Origin of the sequence: Pseudomonas petroselini (assembly GCF_045037875.1) — a bacterium.
GTDB classification, from domain to species: domain Bacteria; phylum Pseudomonadota; class Gammaproteobacteria; order Pseudomonadales; family Pseudomonadaceae; genus Aquipseudomonas; species Aquipseudomonas petroselini.
In genome coordinates this window covers 5877417-5898243 of sequence record NZ_CP173614.1, presented here as the reverse complement: position 1 = coordinate 5898243, position 20827 = coordinate 5877417, and the positions used below count along the sequence as shown (strand labels likewise).

The 20827-nt window shown below is 61.8% G+C and carries 20 protein-coding genes and 1 pseudogene; 3 read left to right on the top strand and 18 right to left on the bottom strand.

Annotated elements, in window-relative coordinates; translation table 11 throughout:
- The first annotated feature begins 38 nt into the window (after positions 1 to 38).
- Positions 39 to 1187: pseudogene (locus ACI512_RS27155) on the top strand (acyl-CoA dehydrogenase family protein).
- A gap of 134 nt (positions 1188 to 1321) precedes the next feature.
- Here the strand turns inward: ACI512_RS27155 and ACI512_RS27150 are convergent.
- Together ACI512_RS27150 and fnr are read right to left on the bottom strand one after the other, a co-directional pair.
- Complete coding sequence (locus tag ACI512_RS27150) at positions 1322 to 1870, bottom strand: adenine phosphoribosyltransferase (protein ID WP_046035975.1); 549 nt, start codon at positions 1868 to 1870, stop codon at positions 1322 to 1324.
- Between the two features lie 106 nt (positions 1871 to 1976).
- A complete protein-coding gene (fnr, locus tag ACI512_RS27145) occupies positions 1977 to 2711 on the bottom strand; it encodes a fumarate/nitrate reduction transcriptional regulator Fnr (RefSeq protein WP_236382008.1) in 735 nt (244 codons plus the stop codon).
- A gap of 153 nt (positions 2712 to 2864) precedes the next feature.
- On the opposite strand from fnr, the gene ACI512_RS27140 reads away from it, so the two are divergent.
- Positions 2865 to 3332, top strand: coding sequence for a FlxA-like family protein (locus ACI512_RS27140; RefSeq protein ID WP_064052670.1), 468 nt, complete (start codon positions 2865 to 2867; stop codon positions 3330 to 3332).
- On the opposite strand, the gene hemN is transcribed toward ACI512_RS27140, so the two are convergent.
- The 14 genes from hemN to ccoN (ACI512_RS27070) form a co-directional block, all read right to left on the bottom strand.
- Positions 3333 to 4715, bottom strand: coding sequence for an oxygen-independent coproporphyrinogen III oxidase (hemN, locus tag ACI512_RS27135; protein WP_046035977.1), 1383 nt, complete (start codon positions 4713 to 4715; stop codon positions 3333 to 3335).
- A 101-nt stretch (positions 4716 to 4816) separates the two neighbouring features.
- Positions 4817 to 5500: a sulfite exporter TauE/SafE family protein gene (locus ACI512_RS27130; protein ID WP_236382009.1), complete on the bottom strand. Its 684-nt coding sequence runs from the start codon at positions 5498 to 5500 to the stop codon at positions 4817 to 4819.
- Positions 5493 to 5711: a cbb3-type cytochrome oxidase assembly protein CcoS gene (gene ccoS, locus ACI512_RS27125; protein ID WP_064052672.1), complete on the bottom strand. Its 219-nt coding sequence runs from the start codon at positions 5709 to 5711 to the stop codon at positions 5493 to 5495. The genes ACI512_RS27130 and ccoS overlap by 8 nt, the downstream gene beginning before the upstream one ends.
- A 22-nt stretch (positions 5712 to 5733) precedes the next feature.
- Positions 5734 to 8178 carry a heavy metal translocating P-type ATPase gene (locus ACI512_RS27120; RefSeq protein ID WP_405121435.1) on the bottom strand — a complete coding sequence of 815 codons (2445 nt, stop codon included), beginning with the start codon at positions 8176 to 8178 and terminating at the stop codon, positions 5734 to 5736.
- A 111-nt stretch (positions 8179 to 8289) separates the two neighbouring features.
- Positions 8290 to 8829 carry a FixH family protein gene (locus ACI512_RS27115; protein WP_015885303.1) on the bottom strand — a complete coding sequence of 180 codons (540 nt, stop codon included), beginning with the start codon at positions 8827 to 8829 and terminating at the stop codon, positions 8290 to 8292.
- Positions 8830 to 8850: 21 nt separating this feature from the next.
- Positions 8851 to 10278, bottom strand: a complete 1428-nt coding sequence (gene ccoG, locus ACI512_RS27110; RefSeq protein WP_015885302.1) for a cytochrome c oxidase accessory protein CcoG — start codon at positions 10276 to 10278, stop codon at positions 8851 to 8853.
- 338 nt (positions 10279 to 10616) lie between these two features.
- Positions 10617 to 11594: a cytochrome-c oxidase, cbb3-type subunit III gene (gene ccoP, locus ACI512_RS27105; protein ID WP_015885301.1), complete on the bottom strand. Its 978-nt coding sequence runs from the start codon at positions 11592 to 11594 to the stop codon at positions 10617 to 10619.
- The gene (locus ACI512_RS27100; RefSeq protein ID WP_003175465.1) at positions 11591 to 11776 is read right to left on the bottom strand and encodes a CcoQ/FixQ family Cbb3-type cytochrome c oxidase assembly chaperone; all 186 of its coding nucleotides are present in this window, start codon (positions 11774 to 11776) and stop codon (positions 11591 to 11593) included. The genes ccoP (ACI512_RS27105) and ACI512_RS27100 overlap by 4 nt, the downstream gene beginning before the upstream one ends.
- Before the next feature lie 6 nt (positions 11777 to 11782).
- Positions 11783 to 12391, bottom strand: a complete 609-nt coding sequence (gene ccoO / locus ACI512_RS27095) for a cytochrome-c oxidase, cbb3-type subunit II (RefSeq protein WP_003193167.1) — start codon at positions 12389 to 12391, stop codon at positions 11783 to 11785.
- Complete coding sequence (ccoN, locus tag ACI512_RS27090) at positions 12391 to 13833, bottom strand: cytochrome-c oxidase, cbb3-type subunit I (RefSeq protein WP_015885300.1); 1443 nt, start codon at positions 13831 to 13833, stop codon at positions 12391 to 12393. The genes ccoO (ACI512_RS27095) and ccoN (ACI512_RS27090) overlap by 1 nt, the downstream gene beginning before the upstream one ends.
- 452 nt (positions 13834 to 14285) lie before the next feature.
- Positions 14286 to 15233: a cytochrome-c oxidase, cbb3-type subunit III gene (ccoP, locus tag ACI512_RS27085; RefSeq protein ID WP_064052675.1), complete on the bottom strand. Its 948-nt coding sequence runs from the start codon at positions 15231 to 15233 to the stop codon at positions 14286 to 14288.
- Entirely contained in the window at positions 15230 to 15430 is a 201-nt protein-coding gene (locus ACI512_RS27080) for a cbb3-type cytochrome c oxidase subunit 3 (RefSeq protein WP_236380996.1), read from the bottom strand. The genes ccoP (ACI512_RS27085) and ACI512_RS27080 overlap by 4 nt, the downstream gene beginning before the upstream one ends.
- 3 nt (positions 15431 to 15433) lie before the next feature.
- Entirely contained in the window at positions 15434 to 16042 is a 609-nt protein-coding gene (gene ccoO / locus ACI512_RS27075; protein ID WP_017735321.1) for a cytochrome-c oxidase, cbb3-type subunit II, read from the bottom strand.
- Between the two features lie 10 nt (positions 16043 to 16052).
- Positions 16053 to 17477, bottom strand: a complete 1425-nt coding sequence (gene ccoN, locus ACI512_RS27070; protein ID WP_064052676.1) for a cytochrome-c oxidase, cbb3-type subunit I — start codon at positions 17475 to 17477, stop codon at positions 16053 to 16055.
- Positions 17478 to 17556: 79 nt separating this feature from the next.
- Between ccoN (ACI512_RS27070) and ACI512_RS27065 the strand changes: the two genes are divergently transcribed.
- On the top strand, positions 17557 to 18249 hold the full coding sequence (locus tag ACI512_RS27065; RefSeq protein ID WP_064052677.1) for an alpha/beta family hydrolase: 693 nt from the start codon (positions 17557 to 17559) through the stop codon (positions 18247 to 18249).
- A gap of 101 nt (positions 18250 to 18350) precedes the next feature.
- Here ACI512_RS27065 and ACI512_RS27060 read toward each other — a convergent pair whose 3' ends face one another.
- Both ACI512_RS27060 and ACI512_RS27055 read right to left on the bottom strand, forming a co-directional pair.
- Positions 18351 to 19916 carry a PAS domain-containing methyl-accepting chemotaxis protein gene (locus tag ACI512_RS27060; RefSeq protein WP_046035983.1) on the bottom strand — a complete coding sequence of 522 codons (1566 nt, stop codon included), beginning with the start codon at positions 19914 to 19916 and terminating at the stop codon, positions 18351 to 18353.
- 73 nt (positions 19917 to 19989) lie between these two features.
- Positions 19990 to 20781 (bottom strand): CPBP family intramembrane glutamic endopeptidase, encoded by a 792-nt coding sequence (locus ACI512_RS27055; RefSeq protein ID WP_236380994.1) that lies wholly within the window; start codon positions 20779 to 20781, stop codon positions 19990 to 19992.
- Positions 20782 to 20827: the final 46 nt, after the last annotated feature.

Sequence of the window (20827 nt, the reverse complement as noted above, 5' to 3'; positions counted from 1 at the left end):
GGTAATTTCCCTCCTCCCCCCCCCCGTGGAGTTTGCCGATGTCTGCCTACCTGGACTACTTCGACCCCAACCACCAATTGGTCCGCGACAGCGTGCGTCGCTTTGTCGAGCGTGAGCTGTTGCCCGGCATCGAGTAGTGGGAGGAGGCGGAAAGCTTTCCCCGCGAGCTGTACCTCAAGGCCGGCGCAGCGGGGATTCTCGGCATCGGTTATCCCGAAGCCCTGGGGGGTAGCCATGAAGGCGATCTGTTCGCCAAGGTGGCCGCCAGCGAGGAGTTGATGCGCTGCGGCTCTGGCGGTGTCGTGGCGGGGCTGGGGTCGTTGGATATCGGCCTGCCGCCCGTCGTCAAATGGGCCCGGCCCGAGGTGCGCGAACGGGTGGCGCCCCAGGTGCTGTCGGGTGAAAAGATCATCGCCCTGGCGGTCACCGAACCGGGCGGCGGTTCCGATGTGGCCAGCCTGCAGACCCGCGCCATTCGCGACGGTGACCATTACCGCGTCAGCGGCAGCAAGACCTTCATCACCAGCGGCATCCGCGCCGATTTCTACACCGTGGCCGTGCGCACCGGCGGGTCGGGCTTTGCCGGTATCAGTCTGCTGCTGATCGAAAAAGACACCCCCGGTTTCAGCGTCGGCCAGCCGCTGAAGAAAATGGGCTGGTGGGCGTCGGACACGGCTGAATTATTCTTCGACGATTGCCGCGTGCCCGTAGGCAACCTGATCGGCGCCGAGAACATGGGCTTTGCCTGCATCATGGGCAACTTCCAGAGCGAACGCCTGGCCTTGGCCCTGATGGCCAACATGACCGCGCAGATGGCCTTGGAGGAAAGCCTCAAATGGGCGGCCCAGCGCGAAGCGTTCGGCAAGCCTATCGGTAAATTCCAAGTGCTCAAGCATCGCCTGGCAGAGATGGCCACTGCCGTGGAGGTCTCCCGCGAATTCACCTACCGCCAGGCGGCAAAAATGGCCGCAGGTATCAGCGTGATCAAGGAGATTTCGATGGCCAAGAACCTGGCCACCGACACCGCCGACCGCGTCACCTACGACGCGGTGCAGATCCTCGGTGGCCAGGGGTATATGCGCGGCAGCCTGGTGGAGCGGCTGTACCGTGACAACCGCATCCTGTCCATCGGTGGCGGTACGCGTGAAGTGATGAATGAGATCATCAGCAAGCAGATGGGGTTGTGATGTGCAGTGCTGCGGATGGCCTCATCGGGGGCAAGCCCCCTCCCACACTTGATCGTATTCACAACATATGAATGTGTGAACTCCATTAAATGTGGGAGCGGGCTTGCCCGCGAAGAGGCCGGCCCAGGTAAACCTTAACGTTCAGTCAACGCAAACTGCGTCAAGCAAAACGTCGGAATCCCCATATCTTCCAACCGCTGCGAGCCACCCAGCTCCGGCAGATCAATAATCGCCGCTGCTTCGAAGATCTTCGCCCCCATGCGCCGCACCAGGTTCGCCGCGGCGATCAGGGTGCCGCCGGTGGCGATCAAATCATCGAACATCAACACCGAGTCGCCCTCGCACAGGCTGTCCGCGTGCACTTCCAGGAAGGCCTCGCCGTACTCGGTCTGATAACCCTCGGCCAGCACGTCGGCGGGCAGCTTGCCCTGCTTGCGGAACAGGATCAGCGGCTTGTTCAGTTGGTAGGCGATGATCGAGCCGATCAGGAAGCCCCGTGCATCCATCGCGCCGATATGGGTGAAGTCGGCTTCGACATAACGCTGGGCAAAGCTGTCCGCTACCAGGCGCAGGGCGCGGGGCGATTGGAACAGGGGAGTGATGTCACGAAAGATCACCCCAGGCTTGGGGAAGTCGATGACGGGGCGGATCAGGGATTTGATGTCGAACGAATCGAAGGTCATCGTCGAAGAGTCCTGGGCTGGAAACGGACTCGAAGTATACCTGCGACCTCGCCGATTGGCGCGCCGCAGGTGTCTGGATCAACCCTTCTCTTAACCTTCGAGTGCCTTAACCTTCGAGCGAACCACCGGCCAGTGCACACAGCTGGATCGGGTCGAGGATATGCACTTCCTTGCCTTCGGCGGCAAGCAGTGCGTTCTGCTGGAAGCGGGTGAATACGCGGGACACGGTTTCCACCGCGAGGCCCAGGTAGTTGCCGATTTCATTGCGCGACATGCTCAGGCGGAACTGGTTGGCCGAGAAACCACGGGCACGGAACCGTGCGGACAGGTTGACCAGGAACGTGGCGATGCGCTCGTCGGCGGTTTTCTTCGACAACAGCAGCATCATTTGCTGGTCGTCGCGAATTTCGCGGCTCATCACCCGCATCAGCTGGCGACGCAGTTGCGGCAATTGCAGGGCCAGTTCGTCCAGGCGTTCGAAAGGGATTTCGCACACCGATGTGGTCTCCAGGGCCTGGGCCGACACGGGGTGAATCTCGGTGTCCATGCCCGACAACCCCACCAGTTCGCTGGGCAGGTGGAAACCAGTGATCTGCTCTTCGCCGCCATCGCTCAGGCTGAACGTCTTCAACGCGCCCGAACGCACTGCATAAACGGAATCGAACTTGTCGCCCTGGCGAAACAGAAACTCGCCTTTTTTCAGCGGGCGACCGCGTTTAACGATCTCGTCCAGCGCTTCCATGTCTTCCAAATTCAGTGAAAGTGGCAAGCAGAGGGGGGCCAGGCTGCAATCCTTGCAATGGGCCTGGCTGTGAGCGCGCAGTTTAACTGGCTCGGACATTTCTTAAATCCTTGTGGGAAAACACACATAAGACGTAAGGGTAACGCACCGGGTGGCAGTGAGGCCAGCCTGTACAAAAAAACGACAGCCGTATAAAGCTTTTTGTATCGAGGTCGATACAGCAGGCATACCTATTTAGCCGGAGCCTGGATCATGTCTGTTATAGCCGCCTACAACCCTGCCATCCGCATTCCGACTGTGCCGGATGCAAAACCATTGGCTGAGGCCAAGGAAGAAGCACCAGGCGCTGAAACGGCTACTGCACCCAAGGTGGTTGAAGGTGTGACCGTGACTATTTCCGCCGATGCCTTCAAAGCCGCTGGTGCGGCGAAAAGCTCCAATGCGGATATCGATGACAGTGGTTTGGACGACAACGTCAAACAGGTGCTGAAAATGATCCGCCAACTGAAACAGCAGATCGCCGAAAAACAGGCCGAACTGGCGGCAGTCGCGGCGGCCAATAACCTCTCGCCCGAAGAGGCTCGAGCCAAGACCAGTGCTCTGCAAAGCGAAATCAGTGCTTTGCAGGCGGGCCTGATGTCGGCTCAGACCTCCCTGGCCAAGTCGATGAAAGGTATGAGCGCCAACGACTCGATGAAGGCCGCCTCGTTGTCGATGTAATCAGATCACCCGTGAAAATCGTTGCCGATTCTGGTGCTCCAGGTAGGCATCGAACACCATGCACACCGACCGCACCAGCAGTCGCCCGGCGGGCAATACACGAATGCCCTGGGCGTCGAGTTCGATCAGGCCATCTTCGGCCATTGCCTGGAGTTGCGGCCAGATCTCCTCGAAATACCCACGAAAATCAATGTTGAATGCCTGCTCGATGTTCTCGAATGCCAGGCTGAAATTGCAGATCAACTGCTGAATCACTTCCCGTCGCAAGCGATCGTCCGTGGTGCAGACCAGCCCGCGGCTGGTGGCCAGTTGCGCGCCCGCCAAGGTGTTCTGGTAGCCGGTGAGGTCACTGCTGTTCTGGCAGTAAAGATCACCGATCTGGCTGATCGCCGACACCCCGAGCCCGATCAAGTCGCAATGGCCGTGGGTGGTGTAGCCCTGAAAGTTGCGTTGCAGGGTGCCTTCTTCCTGGGCGATGGCCAGTTCGTCGTCCGGCAGGGCGAAGTGGTCCATGCCGATGTAGCGGTACCCGGCCTGGGTCAGTTGCTCGATGGTGGTTTGCAGCATCAGCAGCTTTTCCGCCGGGGAGGGCAGGTCGTCGGTGTTGATGCGCCGCTGGGGCATGAAGCGTTCCGGCAGGTGGGCGTAGTTGAACACCGACAGGCGGTCCGGTTGCAACTTGATCACTTCCTCTACCGTGCGCGCGAAGTTGATGGGCGTTTGCTTGGGCAGGCCGTAAATCAGGTCGATATTGATCGAGCGAAATTGCAGCGTACGTGCCGCATCGATCACCGCGCGGGTTTCCTCCAGGCTTTGCAGGCGATTGACGGCCCGTTGCACCTCGGGGTCGAGGTCTTGCAGGCCGATGCTTACGCGGTTGAAACCCAGCTCACGCAGCAGGCCCATGGTGGCCCAGTCGGCTTCACGCGGGTCGATCTCGATGCCGTAGTCGCCGGAGTCATCATCCAGCAGGTTGAAGTGCTGGCGCAGGCAGTTCATGACCTGGCGCAATTCGTCGTGGCTGAGAAAGGTCGGCGTGCCGCCGCCGAAGTGCAGCTGTTCCACCGGTTGTTTCGGGTCGAGGTGGCAGGCCACCAGCTGGATTTCCTGCTCCAGCCGTTGCAGGTAGGGCAGGGCGCGGCCGCGGTCCTTGGTGATCACCTTGTTGCAGGCACAGTAATAGCAAATGTTGGCGCAGAACGGCACATGCACATACAGCGACAGCGGCCGCGCGGCCTTGCGGCTCTCACGCAGGGCGTGGAGCAGGTCAAAGGTGCCGACCTGGCTGTCGAATTGTACGGCGGTGGGGTAGGACGTGTAGCGCGGTCCCGCCAGGTCGTAACGGTGAATCAGATTGGTGTCCCAACGAATGGCGTCGAGCATGCGGGCGTTCCCCCGGATAGGCTAGTGGGCCGAGTCTAGGGGCTGGCCGAGGGGCGCACCTTGATTTGCATCAACAGGGAGCGGCGCTATGCCACAGCGCGTTAGTGGCCCATCAACCAGTGCTGATGCGGACCGGGCAATGTCCATATGCCGAACAGCATCACCAGCAGCCCTCCGGCCATGCGCACGCTGCGTTTGCGCAATAGCGCCGTGACGCGCTCAGCCGCCAGGCCGGTCGCCAACAGCACCGGCCAGGTCCCCAGCCCGAACGCCAGCATCAACAGTCCGCTGTCCAGCGCATTGCCCTGGCTGGCCGCCCACAGCAATGTGCTGTAGACCAACCCGCACGGCAACCAGCCCCACAACGCGCCCAGCAGCAATGCGCGCGGCAGGCTGGAGACCGGCAACAAACGACCGGCCACGGGCTGGATATGCCGCCACAGGCCGCGTCCGAGACTTTCGATGCGGGTGAGGCCGCTCCACCAGCCGGCCAGGTACAGGCCCATGCTGATCAACAACAGCCCGGCCAGTACGCGCATGAACATCGCCGCCGGGCTGTTCGCCACCGCCCAGCCGGCCAGGCCGATCAACAGCCCGGCCGCGGCGTAGCTGAGCACTCGGCCCAGGTTGTACGCCAGCAGCAGTTGAAACCTGCGGCCACGCTGTTCCTTGGGAATCGCCAGGGTCAGCGCGCCCATCAGCCCGCCGCACATGCCCAGGCAATGGCCGCCCCCCAGCAGGCCGAGAATCAGCGCGGAGACCAACAGCGGCGCCAGCTCAAGCATGGGGCGGGTCTTTGGGCTTGGACGGGTGTTCGGCGTCGTTGGCTTCGTCGATGGCAGCCAGGTGGTTCGGGTCCTGGTCGTCGAACAACACGCTATGGGCCGGGCCGTCGAGGTCGTCGTACTGCCCGCTGTCCACGGCCCAGAAGAAGATGTAGATGGCCACACCCACTAATAGCAGCGCCGCCGGAATCATCACGTATAAAGCTGGCATCTGCACTCCATGCTCGCGCGGTTCACACCGGCAGCGGGCGGGTTACTGAGGGGGCTCGGGCCGCCGGCGCGCTCGGCAGGCGAGTCAGGCGCAGGGCGTTGAGCACCACGGTCAATGAACTGAGGGACATGCCGATCGCGGCCCAGATGGGGGTGATCCAGCCCAGGGCGGCAAACGGCAGCATAAGGCCATTGTACAGCCCGGCCCATAGCAGGTTTTCAATGATCACCCGGCGGGTGCGCCGTGCCAGGGTAAAGGCGTGTACCAGCGCGTCCAGTCGATTGGACAGCAGCACGGCATCGGCGCTGGTCTTGGCCAGGTCCGTGGCCGTGCCCATGGCCACGCTGATGTCGGCGGCGGCGAGTACCGGCACATCGTTGACCCCATCGCCGAGCATCAGCACCTTGCGGCCTTCCTTGTGCAGGTGTTGCAGCACGCGCAGCTTGTCATCCGGGCGCAGGCCGCCGTGGGCTTCATCGATACCCAGCTCGGCGGCGACGCTGGCGACCATCGGCGAACTGTCCCCGGACAGCAGCAGCGTGCGCCAACCGCGCGCCTTGCACGCGGCCAGCAACGCTGGGGCGTCGCTGCGCAGGCGGTCGTCGAGCACAAACCAGGCCAGGGCGCCTTCGCGATCGCCAAGCAGCAGCCATTGGCCGGAAAGCTCCGGCGCAGCGGGAATCGCGCAGCCACTGAGTTCGCAGACAAAGCCCGGTTGACCAATGCGCAGCAGGCGCTCGCCCACGCGGCCTTCAAGGCCCAGTCCTGGCGAACTGAGCACCTCGTCGGCGGCCAGCGGTGCACGCCCAAAGGCACGCGCAATCGGGTGTTCGGAGCGGTTTTCGAGGGCGGCGGCGAGGCTCAGGCACAGGTCGGTGCTCAAGCTGCCCAAGGGCCGGATCGCTCTCAATGCCAGGCGCCCTTCGGTGAGGGTGCCGGTCTTGTCGAAAATCACCGTATCGATCTGGTTCAGCCCTTCCAGCACATGGCCACGGGTCAGCAGCAGCCCCAGTTTGTGCAAGGTGCCGGTGGCGGCGGTGAGGGCAGTGGGCGTGGCCAGGGACAATGCACAGGGGCAGGTCGCTACCAGCATCGCCAGCACAATCCAGAACGCCCGTGACGCGTCCAGCTCCCACCACAGCAGACCGATCAGCGCGGCCGCGATCAGCGAGCACAACAGGAACCACTGCGCGGCGCGGTCGGCGATCTGCGCCAGGCGCGGTTTCTCGGCCTGGGCCCGTTCCAGCAGGCGCACGATGGCGGACAAGCGCGTGTCATGACCCAGGGCGCGGACTTCGACGGTCAAGGCACCTTCGACGTTAAGGGTGCCCGCCGTGACCGTATCCCCGGTTTGGCGCGGTTGCGGCAGGTACTCCCCGGTGAGCAGGGATTCATCAATGCTCGATTGGCCGTCGAGGATCACACCGTCCGCCGGCAGCACCGCGCCAGGATGCACCAGTACACGGTCGCCCAGCGCCAGTTCGGGGAGCAGGATGCGTTCACTCTGGCCATCGGCCTTGAGTCGCAGGCAGGAGGCGGGCAGCAGGTTGACCAACTGCGCGGTGGCGGCGGCCGTACGCTCGCGGGCACGACGTTCCAGGTAGCGACCGGCCAGCAGGAACAGTGCAAACATGCCCACCGCATCGAAGTACAACTCACCCACACCGGTGATCGCGGTCCAGATCCCCGCCAGGTACGCACCGCCGATGGCCAATGACACCGAGACATCCATGGTCAGGTGGCGGGTGCGCAGGTCGCGCATCGCACCCTTGAAAAACGGTGCGCAGCTGTAGAACACGATGGGCGTGGTGAGAAACATCGCCACCCAGCGCAGGATCACATGCAGCTCCGGGCTCAGGTCGATATTGAATTCCGGCCAGGTGGCCATGGTTGCCATCATCGCCTGGAACCACAACAGCCCGGCCACACCCAGTTGGCGCAGGGCCAGGCGGTTTTCTCCGGCCAGTTGCTCGGCGGCGCGGTCGGCTTGATAAGGGTGGGCGGCGTAGCCGATATGGCGCAGCTCACTGAGCAGCTGGCTCAGCGGCAGTTGCCCATCCGCCCAGCGCACCTGCAAGCGGTGGTTGGACAGGTTCAGCCGCGCCTCGGCCACGGCGGGCAGGCTGCGCAGGTGTTTTTCGATCAGCCAGCCGCAGGCGGCGCAGCTGATGCCTTCCATTAGCAGGGTGGCTTCGGCGAGGTCGCCTTCGTGGCGCACAAAGGGTTTTTGCACGTCGGCGCGGTCATACAGCGCCAGCTCGTCCAGCAACTGCACCGGCAGCGTTTCGGGGTTGGCCGAGGCTTCACTGCGGTGCTGGTAATAGCTTTCCAGGCCCCCGGCCACAATCGCTTCGGCCACGGCCTGGCAGCCGGTGCAGCACAGCTCGCGGCGCGCGCCGAGTATCACGCTGGTAAACCGGCTGCCGGAGGGGACGGGGAGGGCGCAGTGGTAGCAGGGGGTGGTCATGATCTGGAATCTATAGGGGCTGGGAGGGCCTCATCGTGGGCAAGCCCACTCCCACAGGGGACCGCGATCCAGGGGGAGCGGGCTTGCCCGCGATGCACGAAGCGCAGGTGTTTATTTTTTCAGGTCTTCGGCACCCTGCAACGGTTCATCACCCAGCAGCAAGTCTTTGTCGTGGCTGACCTGTTCTTCCTCGAACATGCGCCAGGTGCGATCGCCTTCCACACCGAGCAACTCGACGAAGCGCCGGCCTTCGACCTTATCGGTGACTTGGCCGATGTAGCGGCCGGGTTCGCTGTCGCTGCGGGCCAGGTTGATCTTGCGATCCTTCTCTGGCTGGGTCGGGGAAATCAGGTTCAATTCCAGGGTGGTCGGGTTGCTGTTGCCGGTGAGGTTCACCTCGACTTCACCGGTCAGCTCATCCAGGTGCACCTTGGCGCGCAGTTGCAGGGTCTGGGCCAGCAGCTCGCGGTCCAGGGAACGGTTGATGCCTTTGCCGGCCTCGTAGTAGTTGTCGTTGACCAGGTTGTCCGGGTTATTCACCGCGATGGTCACCATGGACAAGGTTAAGGTCACCGAGCAGGCCAGGATCCCAATGATGATCCAGGGCCAGAGGTGCTTGTACCAAGGGCTTGCGGCAGTTGCTACGGACATTGTTCGGTTCTCTGTTAGCGATTAGCGGACTTGGGGGCCGATGAATCGGCTCTTGGCTTCAATGTGGACACTGGCGTCATCGGCATCGGTGAGGATGAATGTCACCTCGTTGGTGCTCGACGGCAACTGTTCCGGCGCACTCGACAGCTCCACCGGCATGCTGACGATATCGCCGGCAGCCACCTTGATTTCGCGACGGCCTTGCAGCTTGAGGTCCGGCAAGCCCGCGGCATCGAGCACGTAGGTGTGGTCGCGCTGGTCCTTGTTCATGATCTTCAGGCTGTAGACGTTTTCGATACGGCCTTCGGCGTTCTCGCGGTACAGCACACGGTCCTTGCTTACGTCGAAACCCACCAGCGAGCGCATGAAGAATGCCGCCGCCAGCAGGCCCATCATCGCCAGCAATACCAGGGCGTAACCGATCAGGCGCGGGCGCAGCTTGTGGGTTTTCTGCCCCGACAGGTTGTGCTCGGTGGTGTAGCTGATCAGGCCGCGCGGGTAGTCCATCTTGTCCATGATGTTGTCGCAGGCGTCGATACAGGCGGCGCAGCCGATGCACTCGATCTGCAGGCCGTCGCGGATGTCGATACCGGTCGGGCACACCTGTACGCACATCGTGCAATCGATGCAATCCCCCAGGCCCTGAGCCTTGTAGTCGATGCCTTTTTTGCGCGGGCCACGCACCTCGCCACGGCGTGGGTCGTAGGAAACGATCAAGGTGTCCTTGTCGAACATCACACTCTGGAAGCGCGCGTACGGACACATGTAGATGCACACTTGTTCGCGCAGCCAACCGGCGTTGCCATAGGTGGCGAGGGTGAAGAAGCCGACCCAGAAATACGACCAGCCATCGGCCTGGCCGGTGAAGAACTCGAACACCAGTTCGCGGATGGGGGAGAAGTAGCCGACGAAGGTCATGCCGGTGACAAAACCGATCAGCAGCCACAGGGTGTGCTTGCTGAATTTGCGCAGGAATTTGTTGGCGCCCATCGGCGCTTTATCCAGCTTGATGCGCTGGTTGCGGTCGCCTTCGGTGACCTTTTCGCACCACATGAAGATCCATGTCCATACGCTTTGCGGGCAGGTATAACCGCACCACACGCGACCGGCGTACACGGTGATAAAGAACAGGCCAAACGCCGCAACAATCAAAATACCTGAGAGCAGGATGAAGTCCTGGGGCCAGAAGGTCGCGCCAAAAATAAAGAATTTACGTTCGGGCAGATTCCACCACACGGCCTGGTGGCCACCCCAGTTCAGCCACACGGTGCCGAAGTAGAGCAGGAACAGGCCGGCACCGCCGAGCATGCGCAAATTACGGAACAGGCCGGTGAAGGCGCGGGTGTAGATTTTCTCTCGCGAGGCGTAGAGGTCGACGGTTTTACTGTCGGAACCGTTTGTGTGTTTGGCAGGCGGGGTAACGTCATGTACCGGTATCTGGTTGCTCATCATTGCATCCCACGGCGGTGGAGATTTGCCTCGGCCAGTACGTGCCAACCGGGGTCAAATGAAGGGTGTTGCAGTGGCTTAATGATACGCCCCCGATAGTACGTCAAGGGTGCGACCTTTGGTCGCGTTGGGTGAAATCAATTGATGGTGTACGTGATCTGGATCAATTGACTTGGGAAGTATGGACGGTTTTTGCCGACCCTGACCTCAAAAGTGTTGGAGGCCTTCGAATGTGGGAGGGGGCTTGCCCCCGATTGCAGTGTGTCAGCCAGAGCAACTGCTACCGACCCACCGCTATCGGGGGCAAGCCCCCTCCCACATTGCTATTGCAGCGGCTTTTATTGCTCTTCAGCCTTCTTATCCCCATGGGACAAGCTGTAAACATAGGCTGCCAGCAAGTGCACCTTGTCGTTCCCCTGCAGTTGCTCCTGCGCAGGCATCTGGCCCTGGCGGCCCCAACGGATGGTCTGTTGCAGTTGGGCGAAGCTCGAACCGTAGATGAATGCACCCGGGTGGGTCAGGTCGGGTGCGCCCATGGCGGGCGTCCCTTTACCGGCCGGGCCGTGGCAGGCCACGCAGTTGGCGGCGAAGAGTTTTTCGCCGTTGGCCACGTCGGCTTTCACCCCTTCCGGCAGTTTGCGCCCGTCGAGGTTGGTGACGACGAACGCGGCCACATCGCTGACGCCTTGTTCCTTGAGGATATCCAGCCAGGCGGGCATCACCGCATGGCGGCCCTTCATGATGGTTTCCTTGATGGTGGCCGGGTCGCCGCCCCAACGCCAGTCGGCATCGGTCAGGTTGGGAAAGCCGTAGGCGCCCTTGGCGTCGGAACCGTGGCACACCGAGCAGTTGGAGGCGAACAGGCGGCCACCCATCTTCAAGGCTTGCGGGTCCTTGGCCACTTCTTCAATGGGCATCGACGCGAATTTGGCGAAGATCGGGCCGAACTTGGCGTCCGACCTGGCCATTTCCTTTTCCCATTCGTGCACGCCGGTCCAGCCGGTCTGGCCGTTGGCGAAGGGGGTTTGCTTGTCGTTGTCGAGGTAGTTGTAGCCCGGCAACAGGCCCTTCCAGTTGCCCAGGCCGGGGTACAGCGCCAGGTAGCCGAGGGCGAAGATGATGGTGCCGACGAACAGCATGAACCACCATTTGGGCAGCGGGTTGTCGTACTCCTCGATGCCGTCGAACGAGTGGCCGACGGTCTCGTCGGTTTGCTCGGCGCGCTGGCCCTTGCGGGTCGACAGCAGCAGCCAGGTCAGGGCGAAGATGGTACCCAGGCTGAGGACTGTGACGTACAGACTCCAGAACGTAGTCATTCTTTGTTACTCCTAGAAGCTTGCTCGACGTGCTTGATGGCTTCGGGATCATCCGCAAAAGGCAGCAAGGTCGCGTCTTCAAACTCCGACTTGCGCTTGGGGCTGAACACCCACAACGCCAGGCCGATAAAGGCCACCATCACCACAACGGTGCCCAAGCCACGAATCATCCCGATATCCATGAAGAATCACCGTTTGCTTTTGATGATGGTGCCAAGGCCTTGCAGGTAGGCCACCAATGCGTCCATTTCGGTCTTGCCCTTCACGGCTGCGGCTGCACCGGCGATGTCTTCGTCGGTGTAGGGCACGCCCAGGGTGCGCAAGACTTCCATCTTCTTCGCGGTGTCCTTGCCGTCGAGCTTGTTTTCCACGAGGAACGGGTACGCCGGCATTTTCGACTCAGGCACCACGTTGCGCGGGTTGTACAGGTGCGCACGTTGCCAGTCATCGGAGTAACGCCCGCCCACACGGGCCAGGTCCGGGCCGGTGCGCTTGGAACCCCACAGGAACGGGTGGTCCCACACGCTTTCACCGGCGACCGAGTAGTGGCCGTAGCGTTCGGTTTCGGCACGGAACGGGCGGATCATCTGCGAGTGGCAGCCGACACATCCGTTGGCGATGTAGACGTCGCGGCCTTCCAGTTCAAGCGCGGTGCGCGGCTTCATGCCTTCGACCGGTTTGTTGGTGACGTCCTGGAAAAACAGCGGAACGATCTGGGTCAAGCCGCCGATACTCACGGCGATGACCATGAAGAAGGCCAGCAGGCCGATATTCTTCTCGACTACTTCATGCTTCATCAGTGGGCTCCCACAACGGCGATCTTGGCGGCGGCTTCGGCTTCTGCAGGGTCCGAGGCACGCACGGTGCGCCAGACGTTGTAGGCCATGAACAGCATGCCGGTGGCAAAGAACGCACCGCCCAGGGCGCGGACGATATAGCCCGGGTGGCTGGCTTGCAGCGCTTCGACGAAGGAGTAGGTGAGGGTGCCGTCATCGTTGATCGCACGCCACATCAGGCCCTGGGTGATGCCGTTGACCCACATCGACGCGATGTAGAGCACGGTACCGATGGTCGCCAGCCAGAAGTGCGTGTTGATCAGCCCGACGCTGTGCATCTGCACGCGGCCGAACAGTCTGGGGATCATGTGGTAGATCGCGCCGATGGAGATCATCGCGACCCAACCGAGCGCGCCGGCGTGAACGTGGCCGATGGTCCAGTCGGTGTAGTGGGACAGCGAGTTGACGGTCTTGATCGCCATCATCGGCCCTTCGAAGGTCGACATGCCGTAGAACGCCAGGGATACCACGAGGAAACGCAGGATCGGGTCGGTGCGCAATTTATGCCAGGCGCCCGACAGGGTCATCATGCCGTTGATCATGCCGCCCCAGCTCGGGGCCAGCAGGATGATCGACATCGCCATGCCCAGGGACTGCGCCCAATCCGGCAGCGCGGTGTAGTGCAAGTGGTGAGGACCGGCCCAGATGTACAGGGTGATCAGCGCCCAGAAGTGCACGATGGACAGGCGGTACGAGTAAATAGGACGTTCGGCCTGTTTCGGCACGAAGTAATACATCATCCCCAGGAAACCGGTGGTCAGGAAGAAACCCACGGCGTTGTGGCCGTACCACCACTGGATCATGGCGTCCGTGGCCCCGGCGTAGGCCGAGTAGGACTTGAACAGGCTCACCGGCAACGAGGCGTGGTTGACGATGTGCAGCATCGCCGTCACCAGGATAAAGGCGCCGTAGAACCAGTTGCCCACGTAGATGTGCTTGGTCTTGCGCTTGACGATGGTACCGAAGAACACCACGGCATAGGTCACCCACACGATGGCGAGCAAAATGGCGATCGGCCATTCCAGCTCGGCGTATTCCTTGGTGGTGGTGTAACCCAGCGGCAGGGTGACGATGGCGCCCAGGATGACCGCTTGCCAACCCCAGAAGGTGAAGGCCGCGAGGCTGTCGGAGATCAGTCGCGTCTGGCAGGTTCGCTGCACGACATAGTAGGAGGTGGCAAACAGTGCACATCCACCGAAGGCGAAGATCACCAGGTTGGTGTGCAGCGGGCGCAGGCGGCCAAAGGTCGTCCATGGCAAACCGAAATTCAATTCCGGCCAAACCAGTTGCGAGGCGATGAACACCCCGAGCCCCATGCCAAGGATCCCCCAGACCACCGTCATGATGGCGAACTGGCGGACTACCTTATAGTTATAAGCAGTCGGACTGATTGCTGTGCTCATTCTAAGGTTCCACGGTTTAGGTTTTTTTATAGGTAAAATCGGCCGCAAGTATGGAGAAAGCGAGGGGCCATTGCAACGCAATGGCTGACCTGTATCAATGCGTTCCACGCCAGATTCTGCGCCCTTTCCATGTTTCGTGTAAGGATAAAATCCGAAATAGAAAGCTGATCAAGTGGACAGGATATTTATGGGGTCGCAACGGTTGTCGTTGCGTACGCCAGAATCGGTCCGCTGTGCAGGGAAGCGTAGACCCGAATGGCAGGAGGGGAAAGGTGTGCTTTTGAAGGGTGTGACACTGGGTCGCACAAGAAGGTACTGCTGTGGCGAGGGAGCTTGCTCGCGTTGGCGTGAGAAGCGCTGCCAAGATTTTGGGGCCGCTTCGCAGCCCAACGGGAGCAAGCTCCCTCGCCACAGGTAGAGTTGCCGCCCCAAGGTGGGGCGGCATTCAGAGGTTACTGGGGCTGGCTTTCTGGCGTTGCGCCATCAGCGTTATGGGACAAGCTATACACGTAGGCGGCCAACAAGTGCACCTTGTCATTACCCTGTAGCACTTCCTGCGCCGGCATCTGGCCCTGGCGGCCGTGGCGGATGGTTTGCTGCAACTGCGCAAGGCTGGTGCCGTAGATGTAACCGGCCGGTTTGGTCAGGTCGGGCGCGCCCATGGCTTCCATGCCGTGGCCTTGCGGACCGTGGCAAGCGACACAGGTGGTGTTGAACGCAGTTTGGCCTGCTGCCAAGTCAGCGCTGCTGTCAGCCGGCAACGGCAGTTTGGCCACGTCGTGACGTACATAGGCGGCGACGTTTTTCACCCCTTCATCGCCAAGCATGTCACCCCAGGCCGGCATTGCCGCATGACGGCCGTTGAGAATGGTGGTCTTGATCGCCTCGGCCGAACCGCCCCAGCGCCAGATGTTATCCGCCAGATTCGGGAAGCCAAACGCGCCCTTGGCGTCCGAGCCGTGGCACACCGCACAGTTGGAGGCAAACAGGCGACCGCCCATCTTCAACGCTTGCGGATCTTTGGCGACTTCTTCCACGGGCATGGCCGAGAATTTGGCGAAGATCGGCCCGAACTTGGTGTCGGCCTTAGCCATCTCCTTGTCCCACTCCTTGGCCGAGGTCCAGCCGTCTTCATAGCCCGGCAACACGCCTTTCCAGTTACCCAGGCCCGGGTAGAGGATCAGGTAGCCGACCGCGAACACCAAGGTGCCGGCGAACAGCATGAACCACCACTGGGGCAGCGGGTTGTCGTATTCCTCGATACCGTCGAAGGCGTGGCCCATGGTCTGGTCGACGCTGCCCTTGGTCTCGCCCTTACGGGTGCCGATCAAGAGCCAAGTCAGGCCGATCAGGCTGCCGAGGGTCAGTACGCAGATCCATGTACTCCAGAATAGGGTCATGGCCGTGTGCTCCTTATTGCAGGCTCTTCTTGAGCGTCGGATGGAGAAGTTTCATCGGCGAAGGGCAGCAGGCGCGCCTGCTCGAATTCCGCATTGCGCCGGTTGTTGAACACCCACAGCGACAGGCCGATAAAGGCGATGGCGACCACCAGCGTGCCGAGGCCGCGGATGGTGCCCGCATCGAATTCAAATCCCATGGCTCACCTCTTGCTCTTGATGGCAGTACCGAGCACTTGCAGGTACGAAACCAGCGCGTCCATCTCGGTCTTGCCCTTGAGGCTGGCGACGGCGCCACTGATGTCGTCGTCTGTGTACGGCACGCCGAGGGTGCGCATCACTTTCAACTTGGTCTCGGTGTGGCTGCTGTCGACGGCGGCGGTGACCAGCCATGGGTAGGCCGGCATTTTCGACTCGGGCACGACGTTGCGCGGGTTGTACAAGTGCGCGCGGTGCCAGTCGTCCGAGTAGCGAGCGCCGACGCGCGCCAGGTCCGGACCGGTTCGCTTGGAGCCCCACAGGAACGGGTGGTCCCAGACGCTCTCGCCGGCGACCGAGTAGTGGCCGTAGCGTTCGGTCTCGGCGCGGAACGGGCGGATCATCTGCGAGTGGCACTGTACGCAGCCTTCGCGGATGTAGATGTCACGGCCTTCCAGTTGCAGCGCGGTGTAGGGCTTCATGCCTTCGACCGGCTTGTTGGTCACGTCCTGGAAGAACAGCGGGACGATCTGGGTCAGGCCGCCGATGCTCACGGCGAGCACCATGAGCAGCATCAGCAGGCCGACGTTCTTTTCAATCGTTTCGTGTTTCATCATCGACTCCTCAGGCCAGCTGCGCAGTAGTGGCGGCTTCGACGGGCTGCGCGGAACGCACGGTGCGCCACGTGTTGTAAGCCATCAGGAACATGCCGCTGAGGAAGATGGCGCCGCCCACCAGCCGCACGATGAAGCCTGGGTGGCTGGCCACCAGGGTTTCGACGAAGGAGTAGGTCAGCGTGCCGTCTTCGTTGATCGCACGCCACATCAGGCCCTGGGCGATGCCGTTGACCCACATCGAGGCGATGTAGAGCACGGTGCCGATGGTGGCCAGCCAGAAGTGCGCGTTGATCAGGCCGAGGCTGTACATCTGCTCGCGGCCGAAGATTTTCGGGATCATGTGGTACAGCGCACCGATGGAGATCATTGCCACCCAGCCAAGGGCGCCGGCGTGGACGTGGCCGATGGTCCAGTCGGTGTAGTGGGAAAGGGCGTTGACGGTCTTGATCGCCATCATCGGGCCTTCGAAGGTCGACATGCCGTAGAACGCCAGCGACACCACCAGGAAGCGCAGGATCGGGTCGCTGCGCAATTTATGCCAGGCGCCCGACAGGGTCATCATGCCGTTGATCATGCCGCCCCAGCTCGGTGCCAGCAGCACCAGCGACATCACCATGCCCAGCGACTGTGCCCAGTCCGGCAGTGCGGTGTAGTGCAAGTGGTGCGGGCCGGCCCAGATGTACAGGGTGATCAGCGCCCAGAAGTGCACGATGGACAAGCGATAGGAGTACACCGGACGCTCGGCCTGCTTGGGCACGAAGTAGTACATCATCCCCAGAAAGCCGGCGGTGAGGAAAAAGCCTACCGCGTTATGCCCGTACCACCACTGCACCATGGCATCCGTCGCACCGCCATAGAGGGAGTAGGACTTGGTCAGGCTGACCGGGATTTCCAGGTTGTTAACGATATGCAGGATAGCCACGGTGATGATGAACGCACCGAAGAACCAGTTGCCGACGTAGATGTGCTTGGTGTTGCGCTTGGCCACGGTGCCAAAGAACACAATGGCGTAAGCCACCCACACGATGGTGATCAGGATGTCGATCGGCCATTCCAGCTCGGCGTATTCCTTGGAGCTGGTGTAGCCCAGCGGCAAGGAGATGGCGGCCAAGAGAATGACCAACTGCCAGCCCCAGAAGCAGAACGCGGCGATCTTCGGCGCGAACAGCTGGGTTTGGCAGGTGCGTTGTACCGAGTAGAAGGAGCTGGCGAACAAGGCGCAGCCACCGAAGGCGAAGATCACCGCGTTGGTGTGCAGCGGGCGCAGGCGCCCGAAGCTGGTCCACGGCAAATCGAAGTTGAGTGCAGGCCAGACCAATTGGGCCGCGAGAAAAACCCCGAGCCCCATGCCGACGATGCCCCACACCACCGTCATAATGGCGAATTGGCGGACCACCTTGTAGTTATAGGCGGTACTTAAAGTAGTGTTCATGGTTCCCCATCCACGGTTCAACCCAAGCAGATGCGGCACTTGGGCTGGAGTTATAGGCAGACTAAAAAGCGAGGCAAGCATGGGCAAAGAGCACAAGGCCAGTATTGACGGGGATCAATGGGCGCAGTGTGTGCGCGAACGCGGCGGGTTGTGGGATGCCGCGTCGACTGCCGCGAAGGGCACGCCCGTGACGCTGATCCTGGCCCACGGTGCCGGCGCACCGATGGACTCAGCCTTCATGAACGACATGGCTGCGCGCCTTGCGGGGCATGGCGTGAACGTGTTGCGCTTCGAGTTTCCCTACATGGCCCAGCGCCGTGTGGACGGTGGCAAACGCCCGCCGAACCCGGCGCCCAAACTGCTGGAAGCCTGGCGTGAGGTGTATGCCGAGGTGCGACGTCATGTCGCTGGGAAACTGGCCGTTGGTGGCAAGTCGATGGGCGGGCGCATGGCCAGTTTATTGGCCGATGAATTAGGCGCCGATGCACTGGTGTGCCTGGGGTATCCGTTCTATGCGGTGGGTAAGCCGGAAAAGCCACGGGTCGAGCATTTGGCCGGGTTGAAGACGCCGACGTTGATCGTGCAGGGCGAGCGCGATGCGCTGGGCAATCGGGCGGCGGTGGAGGGGTATGAATTATCGCCGAGCATCGAGATGATGTGGCTGGTGGCGGGGGATCATGACTTGAAGCCGTTGAAAGCGTCGGGGTTCAGTCATGAGCAGCATCTGGAGGCTGCGGCGGTGGCAGTGGCTGAGTTTCTGTTTGCCTGCTAGGGCCCTATCGGGAGCAAGCCCCCTCCCACATTGACTGTATTCACACAGATGAATATGTGAACACCGTCAAATGTGTGAGCGGGCTTGCTCGCGAAAGCGGTCTACCGGTTAAAACGCTCTACCAGCGAATACTGAGTATTCGCGGTATGCGTCAATTCTTCACTCAACTGCGCCGAGTTCATCGCCTGTTCCGAAGTCTGGTCGGCCAACAGCGCAATGGTGCTGATGTTACGACTGATCTCTTCGGCCACCGAGCTTTGCTCTTCGGTGGCAGCGGCGATCTGCGTGGTCATGTCGGTGATATGCGCTACCGCCTCACTGATGCCCACCAACGCCTGATCCGCTTCCATCACCCGCGCCACGCCTTCTTCGGCCTGGCGATGCCCGGCGTCCATGGTTTGCACGGCGGCGGCGGCGGTTTGCTGCAGCTTGGCGATCAGGGCGTGGATCTGCCCGGTCGATTCAGCCGTGCGCTGTGCCAGTTGACGGACTTCGTCGGCAACGACCGCAAACCCGCGGCCCATCTCGCCGGCACGCGCCGCTTCAATGGCGGCGTTGAGCGCCAGCAGGTTGGTCTGGTCGGCAATGCCTTTGATCACATCGACCACGCCGCCGATTTCATCGCTGTCCTTGGCCAGTTGCGTGACGGTCACGCCGGTTTCGCCCACCGCGACAGACAGGCGTTGGATCGCCTCGCGGGTTTCCCCGGCGATGTCGCGGCCACGGCCGGTCAGGCGGTTGGCTTCCTGGGTGGCGTCGGCCGTGCGCTGCACGTGGCTGGCGACTTCCTGGGTGGTGGCCGCCATCTGGTTGACCGCCGTGGCCACCTGTTCGGTTTCCACGCGCTGGCGTTCCAGGCCGCTGGAGCTGTTATGCGCCAGGGTGTTGGACTGCGCGGCCTGGTCGTTGAGGTGTTCGGCGGTGTCCTGCAAGCGCGTGAGACAGGTCTTAAGACGCGCCTCCTGGCTGAGGATCGACATCTCCAGGCGCGCCTGGGCGCCACGGCTGTCGGTGTACATCTGCGCGATCAACGGGTCGGAGGTGGTCTGCTCGGCCAGGCGCAGCAAACGCTTGAGACCGCGCTGTTGCCAGCTCAGGCCGAGCAGGCCCAACGGCACCGACAACCCTGCCGCCAGGGCAAAGCCCCAGTGGGAGTTGAGTGACGCACCGATCATGAAGCTCAACTGGCTCACCAGGATAAACGGCAGCCAGTCCTGCAACACCGGCAGCCACTTATCGCGTTGGGGAATCGCCGACTTGCCTTGATTGATGCGTTGGTAGAGCGCTTCGGCGCGGCGGATCTGCTCGGCGGTGGGCTTGATGCGCACCGATTCGTAGCCGACCACCTGGTTGCCTTCGAAAACCGGCGTCACGTAGGCGTTAACCCAATAGTGATCACCGGTCTTGCAGCGATTCTTGACAATGCCCATCCATGGCAAGCCTTGTTTGAGCGTCGACCACATATGCGCGAAGACCGCGCCCGGCACATCCGGGTGACGCACCAGGTTGTGCGGGGCACGCACCAGTTCGTCGCGGGAGAACCCACTGATCTCGACAAAGGCGTCGTTGCAGTAGGTGATCACGCCTTTGGCATCGGTGGTGGAGATCAACCGTTGCTGAGCGGGGAAGGTACGTTCGCGCTGGGTAACGGGTTGGTTATTACGCATGATTGTTCAATCCGCAAGGCTTTCAAGGGTTGTCGGCCGGAAAACGCTTTTATTTAACTTAATTTTGCAACAATCACCCGGCCAGCATCGGGTAGGTAAACAACCCGAAGTGAAGCAGATTCAAACCAAAGTGCGTGGCAACCGCCGCGCCCATGCCACCAAAACGATAAGCCAGGCCATACCCCACGCCGGCGATGCTCGCCAACAGCACCCAGTGCCAGCCCGCTCCGATGTGCACCAGGCCGAACAAGAGCGATGCCAGCAACAAGGCGAGGTTCTCGCCGTAAGGCAGGTGTTTGAAGCGTCGGCTCAAGCCGCCCTGTACATAGCCCCGGAACAAGGCCTCTTCCACCAGGGTCACCAACAGCAGGTTATTGAGGACCCACAGCCACGCCTGTTCCGGCCATTTCGGCGCCCAACTGATCACACCCAGCAAGGTGGCGCCGCCCAGCGCGGCGATGGCGGTGAGGGTCAGGGCCAGGGCGGCCACGCAGATCGACAGGCGCAGCGAGCGCCGCGCCACGATCCACGGGCAGGCCAGCAACAGCCAGAAGCCAATCAGCGGCTTGTCCTGGTTCAAGTACATCGAGAAGGGCACGGCATCCTCGGTGAAACGCTGCGGGGCAATGCCGTGCCCATTGTAGAAACCCGGCAGCCAATGCATCGCCAGGCTCAGGGCCAGTACGATAAACAGCCCGTGGCCGAGGTAGCGCGCCCAAGGCGTGCGTTGCTGGCGGACCGCGTAGCCGGCGATCAGCAGCAACGCGATGGACACGCCCGCCAGCATCCCCAGTTGCCCGTAGATCAAGGCCAGCAGATAGCCGATGGAAAGAAGCGCCAGGTACAGCCAGGGCAATGCGATCATGGGGAGTCCTTGGAAAAATCTGGGCGGCATTATAGCGACCCGCCCC

Bases quoted from the DNA above. Each gene is read 5' to 3' on its own strand.
- ACI512_RS27150 (WP_046035975.1), bottom strand. From the start codon at position 1,870: ATGACCTTCGATTCGTTCGACATCAAATCCCTGATCCGCCCCGTCATC.
- fnr (WP_236382008.1), bottom strand. From the start codon at position 2,711: ATGTCCGAGCCAGTTAAACTGCGCGCTCACAGCCAGGCCCATTGCAAG.
- ACI512_RS27140 (WP_064052670.1), top strand. From the start codon at position 2,865: ATGTCTGTTATAGCCGCCTACAACCCTGCCATCCGCATTCCGACTGTG.
- hemN (WP_046035977.1), bottom strand. From the start codon at position 4,715: ATGCTCGACGCCATTCGTTGGGACACCAATCTGATTCACCGTTACGAC.
- ACI512_RS27130 (WP_236382009.1), bottom strand. From the start codon at position 5,500: ATGCTTGAGCTGGCGCCGCTGTTGGTCTCCGCGCTGATTCTCGGCCTG.
- ccoS (WP_064052672.1), bottom strand. From the start codon at position 5,711: ATGCCAGCTTTATACGTGATGATTCCGGCGGCGCTGCTATTAGTGGGT.
- ACI512_RS27120 (WP_405121435.1), bottom strand. From the start codon at position 8,178: ATGACCACCCCCTGCTACCACTGCGCCCTCCCCGTCCCCTCCGGCAGC.
- ACI512_RS27115 (WP_015885303.1), bottom strand. From the start codon at position 8,829: ATGTCCGTAGCAACTGCCGCAAGCCCTTGGTACAAGCACCTCTGGCCC.
- ccoG (WP_015885302.1), bottom strand. From the start codon at position 10,278: ATGAGCAACCAGATACCGGTACATGACGTTACCCCGCCTGCCAAACAC.
- ccoP (WP_015885301.1), bottom strand. From the start codon at position 11,594: ATGACTACGTTCTGGAGTCTGTACGTCACAGTCCTCAGCCTGGGTACC.
- ACI512_RS27100 (WP_003175465.1), bottom strand. From the start codon at position 11,776: ATGGATATCGGGATGATTCGTGGCTTGGGCACCGTTGTGGTGATGGTG.
- ccoO (WP_003193167.1), bottom strand. From the start codon at position 12,391: ATGAAGCATGAAGTAGTCGAGAAGAATATCGGCCTGCTGGCCTTCTTC.
- ccoN (WP_015885300.1), bottom strand. From the start codon at position 13,833: ATGAGCACAGCAATCAGTCCGACTGCTTATAACTATAAGGTAGTCCGC.
- ccoP (WP_064052675.1), bottom strand. From the start codon at position 15,233: ATGACCCTATTCTGGAGTACATGGATCTGCGTACTGACCCTCGGCAGC.
- ACI512_RS27080 (WP_236380996.1), bottom strand. From the start codon at position 15,430: ATGGGATTTGAATTCGATGCGGGCACCATCCGCGGCCTCGGCACGCTG.
- ccoO (WP_017735321.1), bottom strand. From the start codon at position 16,042: ATGAAACACGAAACGATTGAAAAGAACGTCGGCCTGCTGATGCTGCTC.
- ccoN (WP_064052676.1), bottom strand. From the start codon at position 17,477: ATGAACACTACTTTAAGTACCGCCTATAACTACAAGGTGGTCCGCCAA.
- ACI512_RS27065 (WP_064052677.1), top strand. From the start codon at position 17,557: ATGGGCAAAGAGCACAAGGCCAGTATTGACGGGGATCAATGGGCGCAG.
- ACI512_RS27060 (WP_046035983.1), bottom strand. From the start codon at position 19,916: ATGCGTAATAACCAACCCGTTACCCAGCGCGAACGTACCTTCCCCGCT.
- ACI512_RS27055 (WP_236380994.1), bottom strand. From the start codon at position 20,781: ATGATCGCATTGCCCTGGCTGTACCTGGCGCTTCTTTCCATCGGCTAT.